11 protein-coding genes and 1 pseudogene are annotated in these 15,664 nt (G+C 55.3%); 4 read left to right on the top strand and 8 right to left on the bottom strand.

All coding sequences use genetic code 11. The features are described from left to right. Window positions 1–13 precede the first annotated feature (13 nt). From wecA to trxA, 3 genes and pseudogenes are all read right to left on the bottom strand, one after another. Window positions 14–1,116 (bottom strand): annotated as a pseudogene (gene wecA, locus A4308_RS06355) (UDP-N-acetylglucosamine--undecaprenyl-phosphate N-acetylglucosaminephosphotransferase). 241 nt (window positions 1,117–1,357) lie between these two features. Further along, entirely contained in the window at window positions 1,358–2,617 is a 1,260-nt protein-coding gene (gene rho / locus A4308_RS06360) for a transcription termination factor Rho (protein WP_008501566.1), read from the bottom strand. Between the two features lie 344 nt (window positions 2,618–2,961). Next, entirely contained in the window at window positions 2,962–3,291 is a 330-nt protein-coding gene (trxA, locus tag A4308_RS06365) for a thioredoxin TrxA (protein WP_006179218.1), read from the bottom strand. 144 nt (window positions 3,292–3,435) lie between these two features. Here trxA and rhlB point away from each other — a divergent pair, with 144 nt between their 5' ends. Beyond that, window positions 3,436–4,701, top strand: a complete 1,266-nt coding sequence (rhlB, locus tag A4308_RS06370; RefSeq protein ID WP_014885670.1) for an ATP-dependent RNA helicase RhlB — start codon at window positions 3,436–3,438, stop codon at window positions 4,699–4,701. 6 nt (window positions 4,702–4,707) lie between these two features. Beyond that, a complete protein-coding gene (gppA, locus tag A4308_RS06375) occupies window positions 4,708–6,192 on the top strand; it encodes a guanosine-5'-triphosphate,3'-diphosphate diphosphatase (protein ID WP_045281893.1) in 1,485 nt (494 codons plus the stop codon). Between the two features lie 56 nt (window positions 6,193–6,248). Here the strand turns inward: gppA and rep are convergent, their stop codons facing one another. Next, window positions 6,249–8,273 (bottom strand): DNA helicase Rep, encoded by a 2,025-nt coding sequence (gene rep / locus A4308_RS06380; RefSeq protein ID WP_008501569.1) that lies wholly within the window; start codon window positions 8,271–8,273, stop codon window positions 6,249–6,251. Window positions 8,274–8,358: 85 nt separating this feature from the next. On the opposite strand from rep, the gene ppiC reads away from it, so the two are divergent. Then, window positions 8,359–8,640, top strand: coding sequence for a peptidylprolyl isomerase PpiC (gene ppiC / locus A4308_RS06385; RefSeq protein ID WP_008501570.1), 282 nt, complete (start codon window positions 8,359–8,361; stop codon window positions 8,638–8,640). A gap of 85 nt (window positions 8,641–8,725) precedes the next feature. Here the strand turns inward: ppiC and ilvC are convergent, their stop codons facing one another. Further along, window positions 8,726–10,201, bottom strand: coding sequence for a ketol-acid reductoisomerase (ilvC, locus tag A4308_RS06390; RefSeq protein WP_045135412.1), 1,476 nt, complete (start codon window positions 10,199–10,201; stop codon window positions 8,726–8,728). A 152-nt stretch (window positions 10,202–10,353) separates the two neighbouring features. On the opposite strand from ilvC, the gene ilvY reads away from it, so the two are divergent. Then, window positions 10,354–11,244 (top strand): HTH-type transcriptional activator IlvY, encoded by an 891-nt coding sequence (gene ilvY / locus A4308_RS06395; RefSeq protein WP_014885674.1) that lies wholly within the window; start codon window positions 10,354–10,356, stop codon window positions 11,242–11,244. 18 nt (window positions 11,245–11,262) lie between these two features. On the opposite strand, the gene ilvA is transcribed toward ilvY, so the two are convergent. The 3 genes from ilvA to ilvE are packed head-to-tail and all read right to left on the bottom strand — an operon-like array spanning window position 11,263 to window position 15,650. Next, the gene (gene ilvA / locus A4308_RS06400; protein ID WP_014885675.1) at window positions 11,263–12,807 is read right to left on the bottom strand and encodes a threonine ammonia-lyase, biosynthetic; all 1,545 of its coding nucleotides are present in this window, start codon (window positions 12,805–12,807) and stop codon (window positions 11,263–11,265) included. Between the two features lie 2 nt (window positions 12,808–12,809). Further along, window positions 12,810–14,660, bottom strand: coding sequence for a dihydroxy-acid dehydratase (ilvD, locus tag A4308_RS06405; RefSeq protein WP_045281894.1), 1,851 nt, complete (start codon window positions 14,658–14,660; stop codon window positions 12,810–12,812). Between the two features lie 60 nt (window positions 14,661–14,720). After that, on the bottom strand, window positions 14,721–15,650 hold the full coding sequence (ilvE, locus tag A4308_RS06410) for a branched-chain-amino-acid transaminase (RefSeq protein ID WP_014885677.1): 930 nt from the start codon (window positions 15,648–15,650) through the stop codon (window positions 14,721–14,723). Window positions 15,651–15,664 lie beyond the last annotated feature (14 nt).

Genomic DNA, 15,664 nt, shown 5'->3' on the forward strand with positions numbered 1-15,664 from the left:
CATAGTCCCGGTTTTACTTAGTTAATGTTGTGTTTTTGCCACTGTTACGACGCATCCTGCGCTTAAGACGTTTAATGAATCGCGCGACTTTCCATGCGCGCTTAATGCAGTAGCCATAGAGAGAAAAAGCAAGCAAGAACAATACCAACATAGCCCACTCAGGCACAAAATGTGTATATTCCGCCGTCACACCAATCCCCGCTAGAATAGCAGCCGCCAGTGTAATTAGCACAAATGCCTGCCGGGAAGTGAATCCGGCTCGCATGATCAAATGATGAATGTGCTGACGGTCAGCAGAGAAAGGGCTCATCCCTTTACGAAGCCGGCGATACATAATGGCGACCATATCCATTAACGGGATGGCAATAATCCACAATGCCGTTACAGGACTAATGGGATGCACGTCACCCTGAGTGGTTTCCAGCAAGATCCAAATGATAGTAAAGCCGATGAACGTGCTACCCGCATCGCCCATGAATACTTTGTAGCGTCGACCCAGTGCGCCAAGATTTAACATGATATATGGCAGGATCGCCGCAATCATGGCAAAACACCACATAGCCAGGCTGTATTGCCCGTCGAACCATAAAATGAAACCTATTGCGGCAAATGAGACGCAGGACAGTCCTCCCAGCAATCCATCAATACCGTCAACCATGTTAAATGCGTTAATCGCAACCCACACAGCAAAAAGCGTCAGGAAATAACCGAATGGGCCGAGCTCCATCTCCCAGAGGCCAAAAATATAGCCCAGGCTACTCAGGTGCAACTTTGCGAATGTCATCATGGTGATGGCTACAGCAGCCTGAACGAAGGCACGGATCTTGACGCTAATGTCATAACGATCGTCAAGAGCGCCGACCACGACGAGAACGGTTGCACATGCCAGGTACAACCGGGCGTGGGGAATGTAATAATCAGCTATTGCAAAAGTGAAGCAGATACCTGCAAAAACAGAAATCCCCCAACCAGAGGGATCATGCCTTGATGCCGCTTACGGAAGTTAGGTTTATCCACTAATCCCAGGTATTTTGCCACCTTACGAGCCAGAAACAAAAAGCAGGTGGTAAATAAGAAAATACTGGTTAGTTCAGTAAACGTATCAAGTAGGTTCACAATGGATGTTCTCAACAAATGTTAGTCAAGGAAGTATAACCATCAAGGCGCTGAGCCTGAAGTTATAAAGCAAACCTCTTACAATTCCATTTGCTTATTATTCAAGCTATTAATGTTTTTACTGTGCGAATTATCTTATTGTCGCACTGACCGGTCAAAATTGGGAGTAGATGGTACTAGCGTATAATCCATAAAAGAAAAACGCCACGTAAAAACGTGGCGTTTACAGGCTTTATTTACGTTACGAGCGCTTCATCATATCGAAGAAATCGTCGTTCGTTTTGGTCATCGCCAGTTTGTTAATGAGGAATTCCATTGCGTCGATTTCACCCATTGGATGGATGATTTTGCGCAGGATCCACATTTTCTGCAGCTCTTCCTGGGTAGTGAGCAGCTCTTCTTTACGGGTACCGGAACGGTTGTAGTCGATTGCCGGGAAGACGCGTTTTTCAGCGATCTTACGAGAAAGGTGCAGTTCCATGTTACCTGTACCTTTAAATTCTTCGTAAATCACTTCGTCCATTTTGGAGCCGGTATCGATCAGCGCCGTTGCGATGATGGTCAGGCTGCCGCCCTCTTCGACGTTACGTGCCGCACCGAAGAAGCGTTTCGGACGGTGCAGGGCGTTGGCGTCCACACCACCGGTCAGTACTTTACCGGAAGCCGGAACCACGGTGTTGTAAGCACGTGCCAGACGGGTAATGGAGTCGAGCAGGATGATCACGTCTTTCTTGTGCTCAACCAGGCGTTTCGCCTTCTCGATAACCATTTCCGCGACCTGAACGTGACGAGAGGCGGGTTCGTCAAAGGTAGAAGCAACCACTTCACCTTTAACCAGACGCTGCATCTCGGTCACTTCTTCCGGACGTTCGTCAATCAGCAGTACCATTAGTACGCAGTCCGGGTGGTTATAGGCGATGCTCTGCGCGATATTCTGCAGCAGCATCGTTTTACCCGCTTTTGGCGGTGCCACAATCAGACCACGTTGGCCGCGACCAATTGGCGATGCCAGATCCAGAACACGCGCGGTTAAATCTTCCGTTGAACCATTACCACGCTCCATGCGCAGGCGAGAGTTCGCGTGCAGAGGCGTTAAGTTCTCAAAGAGGATCTTGTTACGTGAGTTTTCTGGCTTGTCAAAGTTAACTTCATTGACTTTCAACAGCGCAAAGTAGCGTTCACCCTCTTTAGGAGGACGAATCTTACCTGAAATGGTGTCACCAGTGCGGAGGTTGAAACGGCGGATTTGGCTGGGGGATACGTAGATGTCGTCAGGGCCGGCGAGGTAGGAGCTGTCTGCAGAGCGGAGGAAACCAAATCCGTCTTGCAATATCTCCAACACACCGTCGCCAAAGATATCTTCGCCACTCTTAGCATGCTGCTTCAGGATGGCGAAAATGATGTCCTGCTTGCGCATACGAGCCTGGTTTTCCAGCCCCATATTTTCGCCGAGAGTGATCAGCTCAGAAACCGGCGTATTCTTTAATTCGGTAAGATTCATAATGGTGTGGGTTCTTAAACTCGGGGTGATTCTCGAACTTAATGTTGTGAATGGTATGGCAGGGTCATCCATGCCTGTTTAGCGGCCATCATCTCATGTCTGTTCGCTGTCTGGTCACAGGGAAAGAACGCAGAACTGAAACGACAAGACGGATTGAGTGACAAGCCCGGAATTTAGCCACTTCACGCACTGTTGATGTCAACAAGGGGAAGTATCGGGTAAAACAAGATTCAAACAACAGATATGTTTAAAACGAAGTCATAGCTAACTTAGCACGACTTAAGCCGGGCGTCCAGAGTTCCACATCATTTAGCCGGGTGCTCTGGACGCGCAGCGGAGAAACCTTACGCCAGGTTAGCGTCCAGGAACTCTTTCAGTTGACCTTTGGACAGCGCGCCCACTTTGGTCGCCGCCACTTCGCCGTTTTTGAACAGCAGCAGGGTCGGGATGCCACGGATACCGTATTTTGGTGCGGTGCCCGGGTTCTGGTCGATGTTCAGTTTGGCAACGGTCAGTTTGCCCTGATATTCGTCAGCGATTTCATCCAGAATCGGAGCGATCATTTTGCAAGGACCACACCATTCAGCCCAGAAATCGACGAGGATCAGCCCGTCAGCCTTAAGTACGTCCGTGTCAAAACTATCGTCAGTCAGGTGAATAATTTTATCGCTCATATATAACTCCACAGGAATAAGCCTGGTACGTTGGTTTTGTCTACACCAACGACGTGTTGATGTCGCATTAACCAACTAAAGGTTGACTTTATTTCACCGGATACGCTTTCGTAAAGCAATAGTAAGCTGATATTCTACCACACTATGAGCAAAACACATTTAACAGAACAGAAGTTTTCCGACTTCGCCCTGCACCCAAAAGTGATTGAAGCCCTTGAAACTAAAGGGTTTCATAACTGCACGCCCATTCAGGCTCTCGCACTGCCGCTGACGCTGGCCGGTCGCGATGTTGCAGGGCAGGCGCAAACCGGTACCGGCAAAACGATGGCGTTTTTAACGTCAACGTTTCATTATTTACTTTCTCACCCAGCGATTGCAGACCGCAAAGTTAACCAGCCGCGCGCGCTCATTATGGCCCCGACGCGAGAACTGGCGGTACAGATCCACGCAGACGCTGAACCCCTGGCACAGGCTACCGGTCTGAAGCTTGGCCTGGCCTATGGCGGTGACGGCTACGATAAGCAGCTGAAAGTGCTGGAAAGCGGCGTGGATATCCTGATTGGTACCACTGGCCGTCTTATCGACTACGCCAAACAGAACCACATCAACCTCGGCGCAATCCAGGTTGTGGTGCTTGATGAAGCCGACCGTATGTACGATCTGGGCTTCATTAAAGATATCCGCTGGCTGTTCCGCCGCATGCCGCCGGCCAATCAGCGTCTGAACATGCTGTTCTCTGCCACCCTCTCTTACCGTGTGCGTGAACTGGCGTTTGAACAGATGAACAACGCCGAATACGTGGAAGTCGAGCCTGAGCAGAAAACAGGTCATCGCATTAAAGAAGAGCTCTTCTATCCTTCTAATGAAGAGAAAATGCGTCTGCTGCAAACGCTGATCGAAGAAGAGTGGCCGGACCGCGCCATTATCTTCGCAAACACCAAACACCGCTGTGAAGACATCTGGGGCCATCTGGCTGCAGACGGTCACCGTGTGGGCCTGCTCACTGGCGACGTTGCACAGAAAAAACGCCTGCGTATCCTCGACGAATTTACCCGTGGCGATCTCGATATTCTGGTCGCAACCGACGTGGCTGCGCGTGGCTTGCACATTCCTGCCGTTACGCACGTCTTTAACTATGATCTGCCGGATGACTGCGAAGACTATGTACACCGTATCGGTCGTACCGGTCGCGCGGGTGCGAGCGGCCACTCAATCAGCCTTGCGTGTGAAGAGTATGCGCTGAATCTTCCAGCCATTGAGACGTACATCGGTCACTCGATTCCGCAGAGCAAATACAATCCGGAAGCGCTGTTAAGCGAACTGCCGCCGCCTAAGCGTCTTACACGCCCACGCTCCGGCAATGGCCCGCGTCGTTCAGGCGCGCCGCGTAATCGTCGTCGTTCAGGTTAAGAAAATATGCTCAGCTCCACCTCGCTTTATGCAGCAATCGATCTCGGTTCGAATAGTTTTCATATGCTGGTTGTGCGCGAGGTGGCAGGGAGCATACAAACGCTGACGCGCATTAAGCGCAAGGTCCGCCTCGCGGCGGGCCTGAGCAGCGATAATGTTCTCTCTCCCGAAGCCATGGAACGTGGCTGGCAGTGTCTGCGGCTCTTTGCAGAGCGTCTGCAGGATATCCCGCATGCCCAAATCACCGTGGTCGCCACCGCGACGCTCCGCCTGGCGGTTAACGCCGTGGATTTTATTGCCAAAGCGCAGGAAATCCTGGGGTGCCCGGTTCAGGTAATCAGCGGCGAAGAAGAAGCTCGCCTGATCTATCAGGGAGTTGCGCATACGACAGGCGGGGACGATCGCCGTCTGGTGGTAGATATCGGCGGTGCCAGTACCGAGCTTGTGACCGGTACCGGCGCGCAGGCGACCTCGCTGTTCAGCCTGTCGATGGGCTGCGTAACCTGGCTTGAGCGTTACTTCGCTGACCGCAATCTGGGTAAAGAGAATTTCGACGAGGCAGAAAATGCCGCGCGCGAAGTGTTACGTCCGGTGATGGACGAACTGCGCTACCACGGCTGGAAAGTGTGTGTCGGTGCGTCAGGTACCGTTCAGGCCCTGCAGGAAATCATGATGGCGCAGGGAATGGACGAGCGCATTACGCTTGCCAAGCTTCAGCAGCTTAAACAGCGCGCTATTCAGTGCGGACGCCTGGAAGAGCTGGAAATTGAAGGCCTGACGCTGGAACGTGCCCTGGTCTTCCCGAGCGGGCTCGCCATTCTGATCGCCATTTTCACCGAGCTGAACATCCAGTGTATGACCCTTGCCGGCGGCGCGCTGCGCGAAGGTCTGGTCTACGGGATGCTGCATCTTTCAGTGGATCAGGACATCCGCAACCGTACTTTGCGCAACGTGCAGCGTCGTTTTCTGGTTGATATCGATCAGGCTGGCCGCGTATCGCAGCTGGCCTCTCGCTTTGCCGATCAGGTCGCTAACGTCTGGGATCTTGACCCTCTGAGCCGCGATTTATTGCTGAGCGCTTGTGCTCTGCATGAAGTGGGGCTGAGCATCGACTTTAAGCAGGCCCCGGCTCATGCAGCCTACCTTGTGCGTAACCTTGACTTACCGGGCTACACGCCCGCACAGAAAAAGCTGCTGGCAACGCTGCTGCTGAACCAGACCAACGCCGTTGATCTCTCCTCTCTTCATCAGCAAAACGCTGTACCGCCGCGCGTGGCCGAGCATCTGTGCCGCCTGCTGCGTCTGGCAATTCTGTTTGCCAGCCGTCGTCGTGATGATTTGCTGCCTGCGATTAATCTGGTGGCCGATGATGAGAAGCTGACGCTGACGCTGCCGGAAAACTGGATTGATCATCACCCGCTCGGCGCAGAGATGATCGAGCTGGAGTGCCAGTGGCAAAGCTATGTGCACTGGGCACTGGAAGTAAAATAAGAGAGTAAAATATGCCGGGTGGCGCTGCGCTTACCCGGCCTGCAAGCCCTTCAAACTCATCCCTTCTCTTTGGCTTTTGCCAGCATGGCGCGAATGTTTGCCACGTTCGCCTGGCCTTTGTGCATCCGCTCTTCAGCGGTAATCACCTTGCGCTCTTGTTCCCAAATCAGGTCGTCCTGCGGCAGTTCCAGCAGAAAACGGCTTGGCTCCGGGCGGACAAGCTCACCATACTGGCGGCGCTCTTTACACAGCGTGAACGTCAGCTCTTTCTGCGCACGGGTGATCCCCACATAGGCCAGACGCCGCTCCTCGTCGACGTTGTCTTCATCAATACTGCTCTGATGGGGCAGCAACCCCTCTTCCATGCCGACCAGATACACATACGGAAACTCCAGCCCTTTTGACGCATGCAGCGTCATCAGCTGAACCTGATCAGCCTCTTCTTCGCTCTCGCCGCGCTCCATCATGTCGCGCAGGGTAAAGCGAGTGACCACCTGGGTCAGGGTCATCGGCTCATCGATTTCCGAGCCTTCCAGCATTTCGGTCATCCAGCTGAACAGCTGGTTAACGTTTTTCATGCGCATCTCAGCCGCTTTCGGGCTGGCGGAGGTTTCGTACAGCCAGGATTCGTAATCAATACCGTGAATCAGATCGCGCACCGCCGCCACCGGCTCGCGCTCTGCAAGACGCTGCACTTCGCCAAGCCAGTGGGTGAATCGCGTTAACGAGTCGTAACCGCGCCCGGTCAGCGTCTGGCTTAGTCCCATATCGAAGCTGGCCGTAAACAGGCTTTTATTGCGGGTCATCGCCCATTCACCCAGCTTTTGCAGCGTCGCCGGACCGATTTCGCGCTTCGGCGTATTCACGATGCGCAGAAACGCGCTGTCGTCATCCGGGTTAGTGAGCACACGCAGATAGGCCAGCAGATCTTTAATTTCAGGCCGTGAGAAGAACGAGGTGCCGCCCGAGATTTTGTACGGTATGCGGTTCTGCATCAGCATCTTTTCAAAGACGCGCGACTGGTGATTACCGCGATAAAGGATCGCGTAATCTTTATATTCGGTTTTGTTGACGAAGTGGTGGGCAATCAGTTCGCCCGTCACGCGCTCCGCTTCATGTTCTTCATTGTTGGCGCTGAGCACTTTCAGCTCCGTGCCGTAGCCCAGCTCGGAGAACAGGCGCTTTTCAAATACGTGCGGGTTATTGGCAATCAGGATGTTTGCCGCCTTCAGGATCCGTCCGGAGGAGCGGTAGTTTTGCTCCAGCTTAATCACCTGCAGCGCGGGGAAGTCTTTACTCAGCAGCACCAGGTTTTGCGGACGCGCGCCGCGCCAGGAGTAGATCGACTGGTCGTCGTCGCCTACCACGGTGAAACGGGCACGCTGGCCCACCAGAAGCTTTACCAGCTCGTACTGGCTGGTGTTGGTGTCCTGATATTCATCCACCAGCAGGTAGCGGATTTTATTCTGCCAGCGCTCGCGCACCTCTTCATTTCGCTGTAAAAGCAGCGTCGGCAGCAGGATCAGGTCGTCGAAGTCCAGCACATTACACGCTTTCATGTGCGCATCGTACAGACCATAACAGTGGGCGAAGATCCGATCCCGTTCCCCTTTGGCGATCGCCGCAGCCTGGGCCGGGGTCATCAGATCGTTTTTCCAGTTAGAGATCGTCGAGATCAGCTGCTGCAACAGCACCTTGTCATCTTCTATCAGCCCTTCAGTGAGCTCTTTGAGTAATGCCACCTGGTCGGTGTCATCGAAAAGCGAAAAGTTGGATTTCATCCCCAGCGCGGCATACTCACGTTTGATGATATCCAGCCCCAGCGTGTGGAACGTGGAGATCATCAGCCCGCGCGCCTCTTTGCGCCCCAGCGTCTGGCCGACACGTTCTTTCATTTCGCGTGCCGCTTTGTTGGTAAAGGTGACCGCCGCAATGTGACGGGCCTGATAACCACAGCCACGGATCAGGTGCGCAATCTTATTGGTGATGACGCGCGTTTTACCGGATCCTGCTCCCGCCAGCACCAGACAGGGTCCGGTGACAAATTCGACGGCTTGTTGTTGTCCGGGGTTTAGACGCATAAATGATCACTCAATGAAAGTCAGGAGGGGAGAATAACAGCGTGGTAGTATAGCGAGCCTAATCCATACCACTCAAGGCACGATCATGGCAAAAACAGCAGCAGCACTGCATATTCTTGTTAAAGAAGAGAAACTGGCTCTGGATCTTCTGGAGCAGATAAAAAACGGCGCCGACTTCGGCAAGCTGGCTAAGAAGCACTCAATTTGTCCGTCAGGCAAACGTGGCGGCGATTTAGGTGAATTCCGTCAGGGTCAGATGGTGCCGGCGTTCGATAAAGTGGTCTTCTCCTGCCCGGTGCTGGAGCCGACGGGTCCGCTGCACACGCAGTTTGGCTACCACGTCATTAAAGTATTATATCGCAAATAAAAAGCCGGGTGTCGGCTGCGCCTTACCCGGCCTACATTTTACGTGTTTGTAGGTCGGGTAAGCGAAGCGCCACCCGACGAGGTTGTTAACCCGCTACCGCGATACGCTTCATATCGGTCATGTAGCCACGCAGTTTGTGACCCACTTTCTCGATCTGGTGGCTGCGAATCGCTTCATTCACATCGCGCAGCTGCGCGTTGTCTACCGCACCTTCCGCAATCGCTTTGCCCAGATCGCCCGGTTGCAGGGTGGTCATGAACTCTTTCAGCAGCGGTACGCAGGCGTAAGAGAACAGGTAGTTACCGTATTCAGCGGTATCAGAGATAACCACGTTCATTTCGTACAGACGCTTACGGGCGATGGTGTTCGCGATCAGCGGCAGTTCGTGCAGAGATTCGTAGTAGGCAGACTCTTCGATGATGCCTGAATCCACCATGGTTTCGAACGCCAGCTCAACACCCGCCTTCACCATGGCGATCATCAGTACGCCTTTATCGAAGTACTCCTGCTCGCCAATTTTGCCTTCAAACTGTGGTGCCGTTTCGAACGCGGTTTTGCCGGTCTCTTCACGCCAGGTCAGCAGTTTCTTATCGTCGTTCGCCCAGTCCGCCATCATGCCGGAAGAGAATTCGCCGGAGATGATGTCGTCCATATGTTTCTGGAACAGCGGTGCCATGATGGTTTTCAGCTGTTCAGACAGAGCGTAAGCACGCAGTTTTGCCGGGTTGGACAGACGGTCCATCATCAGCGTAATACCGCCCTGCTTCAGCGCTTCGGTGATGGTTTCCCAGCCGAACTGGATCAGTTTTTCCGCGTAGGCCGGGTCGGTGCCTTCTTCCACCAGCTTGTCGAAGCACAGCAGAGAACCGGCCTGCAGCATACCGCACAGAATGGTCTGCTCGCCCATCAGGTCAGATTTCACTTCGGCAACGAAGGACGATTCCAGCACACCCGCACGGTGGCCGCCGGTCGCCGCTGCCCATGCTTTGGCAATCGCCATGCCTTCGCCTTTCGGATCGTTTTCCGGGTGAACCGCGATCAGGGTCGGTACGCCGAAGCCACGTTTGTACTCTTCGCGTACTTCCGTACCCGGGCACTTCGGTGCCACCATCACTACGGTGATGTCTTTGCGGATCTGCTCGCCCACTTCAACGATGTTGAAGCCGTGGGAGTAACCCAGCGCAGCGCCGTCTTTCATCAGCGGCTGTACGGAACGCACCACGTCAGAGTGCTGTTTGTCCGGGGTCAGGTTAACCACCAGATCCGCCTGCGGGATCAGCTCTTCGTAGGTGCCCACTTTGAAGCCGTTTTCGGTCGCTTTACGCCAGGAAGCACGCTTTTCAGCAATCGCTTCTTTACGCAGGGCATAAGAGATATCCAGACCGGAGTCACGCATGTTCAGGCCCTGGTTCAGACCCTGTGCGCCACAGCCGACGATGACCACTTTTTTACCCTGAAGGTAGCTCGCGCCATCGGCAAATTCATCGCGCGCCATGAAGCGGCATTTGCCCAGCTGCGCCAGCTGCTGGCGCAAGTTCAGTGTATTAAAGTAGTTAGCCATGGGTGATACCTCGTGATGTTGTGTGTCTTATTGTTCGGTTCGCGTTTCAGCGAGAATAGAACCACATTACAACAGGAAATTTATTGCGGAAATTGATATATTCACAACGTCATATTGCAATTTTTGCAATATAAAAAGAGGGAGTGGAATCGGTGGATTTACGCGATCTGAAAATGTTTCTGCATCTGGCGGAAAGCCGTCACTTTGGCCGCAGCGCACGGGCGATGCACGTCAGCCCCTCCACGCTCTCGCGCCAGATACAGCGCCTTGAGGAAGACCTCGGCCAGCCGCTGTTTGTGCGCGATAACCGCACCGTCACGCTCACGGAAGCGGGTGAAGAACTGCGCCTTTTTGCCCAGCAGACGTTGCTGCAGTATCAGCAGCTACGGCACGCCATTGACCAGCAGGGGCCGTCGCTGTCCGGCGAGCTGCATATTTTCTGCTCCGTCACCGCCGCCTACAGCCATCTGCCGCCCATTCTTGATCGCTTCCGCGCGGCACATCCATCGGTTGAAATTAAGCTGACCACGGGCGACGCCGCCGACGCGATGGAAAAAGTGGTGACGGGCGAAGCGGATCTCGCCATTGCAGGGAAACCCGAAACGCTCCCGGGTGCGGTAGCGTTTTCAATGCTCGAAAATCTGGCGGTGGTACTGATTGCCCCGGCGCTGCCCTGCCCGGTGCGAAACCAGGTATCGGTAGAAAAACCGGACTGGTCCACGGTGCCGTTTATCATGGCCGACCAGGGGCCAGTGCGCCGTCGCATTGAGCTGTGGTTCCGCCGACAAAAAATCAGTAACCCGTTGATTTACGCCACGGTCAGCGGTCATGAGGCGATGGTGTCGATGGTGGCGCTCGGCTGCGGCGTGGCGCTATTGCCGGAAGTGGTGCTGGAAAATAGCCCGGAACCGGTGCGCAATCGCGTGATGATTCTGGATCGCAGCGATGAGAAAACGCCGTTTGAGCTTGGCGTGTGCGCACAAAAAAAGCGGCTGCATGAGCCGCTTATTGATGCGTTCTGGAAGATATTGCCCAACCATTGAAGTCGGGTTGCGCTCCGCTTATCCTGCCAGGAAGAAACGGAAGGCGGGGTTGTGGGTTTCGTCGTGACACTCATAGCCCAGTTCGTTCAGCCGTGTTTCAAAATCCGGCTCGTGCTCACCCAGTTCAAACGCCGCCAGCACGCGGCCGTAGTCGGTGCCGTGGCTACGGTAATGGAACAGGGAGATGTTCCAGTGCGTGCCCAGCGTGTGCAGGAATTTGAGCAACGCGCCCGGTGATTCCGGGAATTCGAAGCTGAACAGGCGTTCCCTGAGCGGCTTCGAGGGACGCCCGCCGACCATATAGCGCACGTGCAGCTTCGCCATTTCGTCGTCTGAAAGGTCCACCACGCTGTAACCACCGTCATGCAGGAGGTTAAGGATCTCTTTACGCTCCTCGACGCCACGGCTCAGACGCACGCCGACGAAAATGCAGGCATCTTTGGCATCGGCGAAACGGTAGTTGAACTCCGTCACCGAACGACCGCCCAGCAGCTGGCAGAACTTCAGGAAGCTCCCCTTCTCTTCCGGAATAGTCACCGCCAGCAATGCTTCACGCTGTTCACCCAGCTCGCAGCGCTCGGACACGTAGCGCAGGCCGTGGAAGTTCACGTTGGCGCCGGAAAGCACATGCGCCAGGCGCTCGCCGCGGATGTTGTGCTGCGCGATGTATTTTTTCATCCCCGCCAGGGCCAGCGCGCCGGACGGCTCCGCGACCGCACGCACATCCTCAAACAGATCTTTCATTGCCGCGCAGATAGCATCGCTATCAACCGTGACGATATCGTCGAGGTATTCCTGGCAGAGACGGAAGGTTTCATCGCCAATGCGTTTTACCGCCACGCCCTCGGCAAACAGACCAACGCGCGGCAGATCCACCGGATGCCCGGCATCCAGCGCCGCTTTCAGGCAGGCAGAGTCCTCAGCTTCAACAGCGATGACTTTAATCTGCGGCATCAGCTGTTTAATCAGCACGGCCACACCCGCCGCTAACCCGCCGCCGCCCACCGGAACGAAGACGCGGTCGAGATGGGCATCCTGCTGTAGCAGTTCAAGCGCCAGCGTGCCTTGTCCGGCAATGACCATCGGGTGATCGAACGGCGGCACCCAGGTGAAGCCCTGCTGCTGCGCCAGCTCAATGGCTTTGGCTTTAGCTTCGTCAAAATTGGCGCCGTGGAGCAGCACTTCCCCGCCGAAACCGCGTACCGCGTCGACTTTGATGTCAGCGGTAGCAACCGGCATCACGATTAGCGCTTTCAACCCCAGACGAGCAGACGAGAACGCCACGCCCTGCGCATGGTTGCCCGCCGAGGCGGTAATGACGCCGCGCGCTTTTTGCTCATCGGTCAGTCCGGCCATCATCGCGTAGGCGCCGCGCAGCTTGAAGCTGTGCACCGGCTGGCGGTCTTCGCGCTTCACCAGGATCACGTTATCGAGGCGCGAAGAGAGTTTTTCCATTTTCTGAAGCGGCGTGACCTGCACGGCTTCATAGACCGGTGCACGTAGCACCGCTCTCAGATATTCCGCCCCCTCGGGGGCGGCGGATAAGGGTTGTGACTCGGCCATCATTAGCCCCCAAGTTTCGATTTATCGCGCACCGCGCCTTTATCTGCACTGGTGGCAAGGCTCGCGTATGCGCGCAGGGCGAAGGAGACTTCACGCTGACGATCTTTCGGCGTCCAGGCTTTATCGCCGCGCGCTTCTTGTGCCTCACGACGGGCCGCAATTTCCTGGTCGCTCAGCTTCAGTTGAATGCCGCGATTCGGGATATCGATTTCGATCAGGTCACCGTCTTCAATGATGGCGATGTTGCCGCCGCTTGCCGCTTCCGGTGAAACGTGGCCGATGGAGAGCCCGGACGTACCGCCGGAGAAACGACCGTCGGTGATCAGCGCACAGGCTTTGCCGAGACCCATGGATTTCAGGAAGGTGGTTGGGTAGAGCATTTCCTGCATGCCCGGCCCGCCTTTCGGCCCTTCATAGCGAATAACAACCACGTCGCCTTCTACCACTTTGCCACCGAGGATGGCGTCCACCGCTTCATCCTGGCTTTCGTACACTTTCGCCGGGCCGGTGAATTTAAGGATGCTGTCGTCCACGCCTGCCGTTTTCACGATGCAGCCGTTTTCCGCGAAGTTACCGTACAGCACGGCCAGACCGCCGTCCTTGCTGTAGGCGTGCTCCAGCGAACGGATGCAGCCTTCGGCGCGATCGTCATCCAGGGAATCCCAGCGGCAATCCTGCGAGAACGCCTGCGTGGTACGGATCCCGGCGGGACCGGCGCGGAACATCGTTTTCACCGCGTCGTCTCTGGTCAGCATCACGTCGTATTGGTCCAGCGACTCTGGCAGCGTCAGGCCGAGCACGTTTTTCACGTCGCGGTTCAGCAGCCCGGCGCGATCCAGCTCGCCCAGGATACCGATTACGCCACCGGCACGGTGAACATCTTCCATATGGTATTTCTGGGTGCTTGGCGCAACTTTACACAGCTGCGGCACTTTACGGGACAGCTTGTCGATATCACTCATGGTGAAGTCGATTTCGGCTTCCTGCGCGGCGGCCAGCAGGTGCAGAACGGTATTGGTGGAACCGCCCATGGCGATATCCAGCGTCATCGCATTTTCAAACGCCGCTTTGCTGGCGATGTTACGCGGCAGTGCACTGGCATCATCCTGTTCGTAGTAGCGTTTGGTGAGCTCAACGATGCGTTTACCGGCGTTGAGGAACAGCTGTTTACGATCGGCGTGTGTCGCCAGCAGCGAGCCGTTACCCGGCTGCGACAGGCCCAGCGCTTCGGTCAGACAGTTCATGGAGTTGGCGGTGAACATCCCGGAACAGGAGCCGCAGGTCGGACACGCGGAGCGTTCAACCTGGTCGCTCTGCTCGTCAGACACTTTCGGATCCGCGCCCTGGATCATCGCATCGACCAGGTCGAGCTTGATGATTTTGTCGGACAGCTTGGTTTTACCGGCTTCCATTGGGCCGCCGGAGACGAAGATCACCGGAATGTTCAGGCGCAGGGAGGCCATCAGCATCCCCGGGGTGATTTTATCGCAGTTGGAGATACAGACCATTGCATCGGCGCAGTGGGCGTTGACCATGTACTCAACCGAGTCGGCGATCAGCTCACGCGACGGCAGTGAATAGAGCATGCCCCCGTGGCCCATTGCGATACCGTCATCCACCGCGATGGTGTTGAACTCTTTCGCCACACCGCCGGAAGCTTCGATTTGCTCGGCAACCAGTTTACCGAGGTCGCGCAGATGCACATGGCCTGGCACAAACTGGGTGAAGGAGTTCACCACGGCGATAATTGGCTTGCCGAAATCGGCGTCGGTCATCCCGGTGGCGCGCCACAGTGCGCGGGCACCCGCCATGTTACGGCCGTGGGTGGTGGTGGCTGAACGATACTTAGGCATGCTTTATTTACTCCCGTCTGACTATTCAATGGGACGGTGCGTGCCGTCCCAAATTTATATTTAGTGATTAACCTGATCCAACCAGCCGTATTTATCTTCTGTTTCGCCAGTAAAGAGGCCAAAGAAGGCTTGCTGGATGCGTTTGGTGACCGGGCCACAGCGGCCTTCGCCGACCTGAATACCGTCTACGCTACGAACCGGCGTGATTTCAGCCGCCGTACCGGACATGAACACTTCATCAGCCAGATACAGGGATTCGCGAGACAGCACCTGCTCGCGCACTTCGATACCCAGGTCTTTCGCCAGCTTGATGATGGCGTCACGGGTAATACCCGGCAGCGCGGAAGATGTGAATGGCGGCGTGAACAGGATGCCATCTTTCACTTCAAACAGGTTTTCACCTGCGCCTTCCGAGATGTAGCCATTCACGTCCAGCGCGATACCTTCCTGATAGCCGTGACGGCGCGCTTCGCTACCGACCAGCAGAGAGGAAAGGTAGTTACCGCCCGCTTTAGCAGCGGTCGGGATGGTGTTTGGCGCCACGCGGTTCCAGGAAGAAACCATTGCGTCGATCCCCTGCTCCAGGGCTTCTGCTCCGAGGTAAGCCCCCCACGGGAACGCGGCAATGATCACATCGGTGTTGTAACCGGCTGGCGGGTTCACGCCCATACCGACATCACCCACGAAGACCAGTGGACGAATGTAGGCGCTGGTAAGGTTATTCTTTCGAATGACTTCGCGGCAGGCTTCCATCAGCTCATCAACGCTCTGTGAAACCGGGAAACGATAAATTTTGGCTGAATCATGCAGACGCTGCATGTGTTCGCGATGGCGGAACACCACTGGCCCTTTGTGAGAATCGTAGCAACGGATACCTTCAAAGACGGAGGTGCCGTAGTGCAGCGCGTGGGACATGACGTGGACCTTCGCGTCCTCCCAGCGAACCATCTCACCATTGAACCAAATGTAATCAGCTTTTTTTGTCGTCATTTTTTCGTCCTGTC

It is taken from the genome of Enterobacter sp. ODB01 (genome assembly GCF_001623605.1).
In the GTDB taxonomy this organism is placed as follows: Bacteria; Pseudomonadota; Gammaproteobacteria; order Enterobacterales; family Enterobacteriaceae; genus Enterobacter; species Enterobacter kobei.